Here is a 4077-nt window from a genome sequence, read left to right as displayed (position 1 = left end):
AGGTGGTTATTGCGGCGGGGCTCACCTCTTCCCATCCCGAACAGAGTAGTTAAGCCCGCCTGCGCAGATGGTACTGCAGTTATGTGGGAGAGTATGTCGTCGCCTTTCTTTTTAAAAACCCTGTTTCGAATAGAAACAGGGTTTTTTGTTTTGTATTGGTTTTGTATTTTTTATCTGAACTAATAAATCCTTTGCGTAAAACTTTATGCTCTTTGTGGTAAAAAAATAGACCGTGGATTGTACTGATTCGCTGCGCGAAAACGCGGATTAAAGCGGATTTTTTTATGCTGTAGCATTTAGTGCTTTTTGCTATTTTTTTTTAATGAAAATGTCTTTAATACGTTTTCCAAACTATCAGTGCAAATAATGTCTCCACCACGATCAAATACCTTTTGATAACTTGTGCCCTTTTTTTCTGAACGTTCAAGGTCAACACCTCCCTGAGCACTAAATGAAACCATTATTCCCATAGAGTGTATTTGATCATAGAATGTTTTTTCTTTTAACTCATTTGGAGTTAAAGCAATAAGATTTTCAAAAGGCAATCCTGAGTGCTTTATAGTCTCGATATCATCCAAGCTATTAAACCCCAAAGCCAGCATTAATTTAGGATACATTTTGCTAAGTATTATTGCATCATTAAGAGTATAGCAAATAATAATAACATTATCTAATGTTTTTGATTTAACTACCTCTCTCATTAATGTTTCGGGATCGGTCCCTTTTTTCATATCAAGAGCAACAATCATCTTCTTTTTCTTTACAAACTGAAGGATTTTAGATAAAGTGGGAATATGCTCTCCTTTGAGAATTCTTCCGTAAATATCTTTGAGCTCGAAATTATTGAGTTCCTTAAAAGTAAAGTCAGTTAAATTTCCTTTTCCTGTTGTTGTTCGGTCTAAAGTCGCATCATGTAGCATTACTAAAACATGATCTTTAGTCATGCGCACATCCATTTCCTGTACGATGCATGGAGCTATTTTTTGAGTATACTCTAATGTTTTAAAACCATTATCAGCATAACCTGATACAGGAGCCATTCTATGCCCCATAATTATGGGATAAGTTTTACCGGGTTTCCATTTAAAATAATCCTGAAGGGACTGATTTTTTTTTCTGCAGCTGTCAGTATAAAAGTTAGAAGCACTGAATAAAAATAATGAGCTGCAAAGAAGTAAGAATGAATAAAAAAAATGTTTCATATTTTAAAATTTAAGAGAACTAATTCCATATTACAATTAGTTCTCTAGTTTGAACCTTTTAGTTAAATGAATATCTTACACCTACCTGTATTCTATAACGGGAATTCAATCCATTATCCTGAATAAACTCTCCTCTTTGTAACAAAACAGGATTTACCTGAAATGTTGTGGCGCTAAGAGCTGTGATTGGGGTCGTATTTGCAATTGTGTTATATACTCCCCAATTTTTATTGATTAAATTGGTGAAATTTATAATATCAACCGTTACCTGTAAGGTATTTTTATTTTTAAGTAGTAATCCGCTAAAATCTTGCGAGAATTTTATGTCGGCCTGATAATACCAGGGTAACAGGATACCATTCCTTTCGGCAAACTGACCTCTTCTGTTTTTTAAATACTTTGAATTCGAGATAAATCTGTCTAAAGCATCCCATTGTTGTTCAACTGTTGCTGTACTCGAAGCTACTAGATTAATTTGTGATTGATTTTGTGGTACAAAAATTAAGTCATTTGCATTCGACCCATCCTGATTTACATTTCCTGTTCCTCCATAAGCATAAGTTCCTCTTCCTTGTTGCGCTCCCTCAAAGAAAATACCAATACTTGAAGCCATTTTATCCTTAGCATAAGAAATTCTATAATTTAGACTTCCCACTATTCTGTGACGAAGGTCATAATCTGAGTAATTCTTTACGGGTACATTGGGATTTCCGACCACCTGAATAGCATTAAATGCTCCCGACGCTATAGTACTTCTAAGGGGGTATACGTCTTTTGACTCTCCATAAGTATAAGACAATGAGACTGCAAAATCTTTACTAAATTGTTTGCTAATAGACTCTGTTAGAAAGAATTGACTCCCTTTGCTTATATTGTCTAAAACATATGCACCGGTAATATTGGGATTGATGCGGGCTGATGTATATTTCAGCCTCCCATCCGGACTTGTAGTACTTGTATTATAATTTAAGTTTGCATTTCTATAATAAGGAGCATTAATATCGCTGCTGTAAACTGCTTCAATAGATGCGATTATATTTCCCGGAAGTTTAGCATCAAGTCCTAAGGTGCTGCGGAAAGTTTGCGGCAGTTTAAAGTTGGGGGCAATGAAATTTAATTCATAATTGGCGGCCATTTTCCCATCAGTTGGAATATAAGCTCTTGGATCGGGATTAAATGGATAGGCTGCAGCTTGAGCAGCTGTTGGCGCATTAATTGCTCCCTCGTTGAGACCATTTATAAAACCTGTTTTAATATATACAAATGGGATGTTACCTGAAAAGATTCCTGAACCTCCCCTAAGTTGTAGTGTTCTATCTCCTTTTATATCCCAGTTAAAACCAACCCTTGGCGAAATCAAAACAGTTGTACGCGGAGTATTTGTTGTATTGTATTTTTCCAATTCACCTATAGCATTTTGAAAATTGTAACCAGGAACGGCAGGATTATTTTGAGGGTTGGTCAAAAAAGCAGTAACATCTGCTCTTACTCCTGCTGTTATTTTTAATTTTTCAGTCGGAAAAAACTCATCTTGCATATAAACTCCAAACTGAACAAATTTCGCTTTATCTAAGGTTACAGTACGACCAGGCTGCAACGTATATCCTAATGAATATGCAGTTGGCAATCCTGAACCAGAACTTACCCCCAAAGGTGTTATTGTCCCAATAGGGGAACTATTATAAAAACTAGGTAATGAATTAAAGATAAATGTACCCTGCGGGTTAAAAGTAAATTCATTCAGAAGATCGATTAGCTGGTAACTTATTCCTGTTGAAATTTTATGTTTTCCAAGATTTATAGTGACATCATTTTGTATCTGAAATATTTTCTGATCTACCCGATTGCCACGTGCAGCGTTGTTGGTACCAAATGTATAAGTGTTACCGTTATCATTAATAATTACCTGTGGAAACAAACTACCAAAATACTTTCTATAATCAGGTAAAGAAGTGTATGATGCAAAAAACGGGTGCTTACCTTATTACTCAGAGTGCTACTCAATTCAGCAGTAAGTGAATAAATGTCATTATTTCTGGAAGCTCCGTTATTGTTAAAACCAAAACTATTTAAAGCATTCGGTACTCCGGAATCAGCAGAAGCTTTCAATTGATTGTAACGAATATTCATTTTATGTTTGTCGCTAATATTCCAGTCTAATTTTACCAAAAACTTTTTGTTTTCTGTGTACAGGTTATAATTTTGGTAGCTACCTGCATTATAACCATAAGTCGAGTTAAGGTAGTTCCCCAGAGCATCTAAATCAGCAGCTTTAATAGTAGCGATATTCCCTCCTGATAAACCCGGTTCTGCTACCTTAAAAACTGTTCCCGGTCGGGAGCTTTTGGTTTGTTCATAGTTGGCAAAGAAAAATAATTTGTCTTTAATAATAGGGCCGCCTAATCTAAAACCAAAAGTATTCTCTTCAAATTTGGCATTGGTAATTTTGGCATTTTTTACTTTATCTCCTACCATACCCTGATTACGGAAATAATTGTAGACAGAACCTCTAAATTCATTGTCCCCGCTTCTGGTTACGGCATTCACACTGGCGCCTGTGAAACCGCCAATTTTTACATTATAAGGAGACAATTCTACAGAAATCTGATCGATTGCATCTAAGCTTATTGGCTGAGCATTTGCATTACCTCCAGGCAATCCGCCAATTGCTTCCGATCCAAGGCCAAAAGCATTATTAAAAGCTGCACCGTCCACAGAAACATTATTACTTTTACCTCCTTTGCCTAACTGCAAATTCCGGTTATATTGATCACCCCATTCCGTTTTAAAGTGAGCACCTGATTCCAGTTCAAAATGACCACCTAATTCCGGAGCAAAATGACCACCTCCGTTTTGATTAAAAACTATATTTTTT

The 4077-nt window shown here is 35.9% G+C and carries 2 protein-coding genes, 1 rRNA gene and 1 pseudogene; 1 reads left to right on the top strand and 3 read right to left on the bottom strand.

Translation table 11 applies throughout. From position 1 onward, the window contains the following. A 5S ribosomal RNA gene (gene rrf, locus ACN1CN_RS22595) occupies window positions 1–108 on the top strand; the annotation flags it as partial. Window positions 109–296: 188 nt separating this feature from the next. Here rrf and ACN1CN_RS22590 read toward each other — a convergent pair. From ACN1CN_RS22590 to ACN1CN_RS22580, 3 genes and pseudogenes are all read right to left on the bottom strand, one after another. Next, window positions 297–1202: a glycerophosphodiester phosphodiesterase family protein gene (locus ACN1CN_RS22590; protein WP_419137923.1), complete on the bottom strand. Its 906-nt coding sequence runs from the start codon at window positions 1200–1202 to the stop codon at window positions 297–299. A 58-nt stretch (window positions 1203–1260) separates the two neighbouring features. After that, complete coding sequence (locus ACN1CN_RS22585) at window positions 1261–3120, bottom strand: hypothetical protein (protein WP_419137922.1); 1860 nt, start codon at window positions 3118–3120, stop codon at window positions 1261–1263. Beyond that, a pseudogene (locus ACN1CN_RS22580) lies at window positions 3105–4077 on the bottom strand (hypothetical protein); the annotation flags it as partial. The gene ACN1CN_RS22585 and the pseudogene ACN1CN_RS22580, both read right to left, overlap by 16 nt.

Origin of the sequence: Flavobacterium sp. T12S277 (genome assembly GCF_048514875.1) — a bacterium.
In the GTDB taxonomy this organism is placed as follows: domain Bacteria; phylum Bacteroidota; class Bacteroidia; order Flavobacteriales; family Flavobacteriaceae; genus Flavobacterium.
This window is presented reverse-complemented; position numbering and strand designations above follow the sequence as displayed.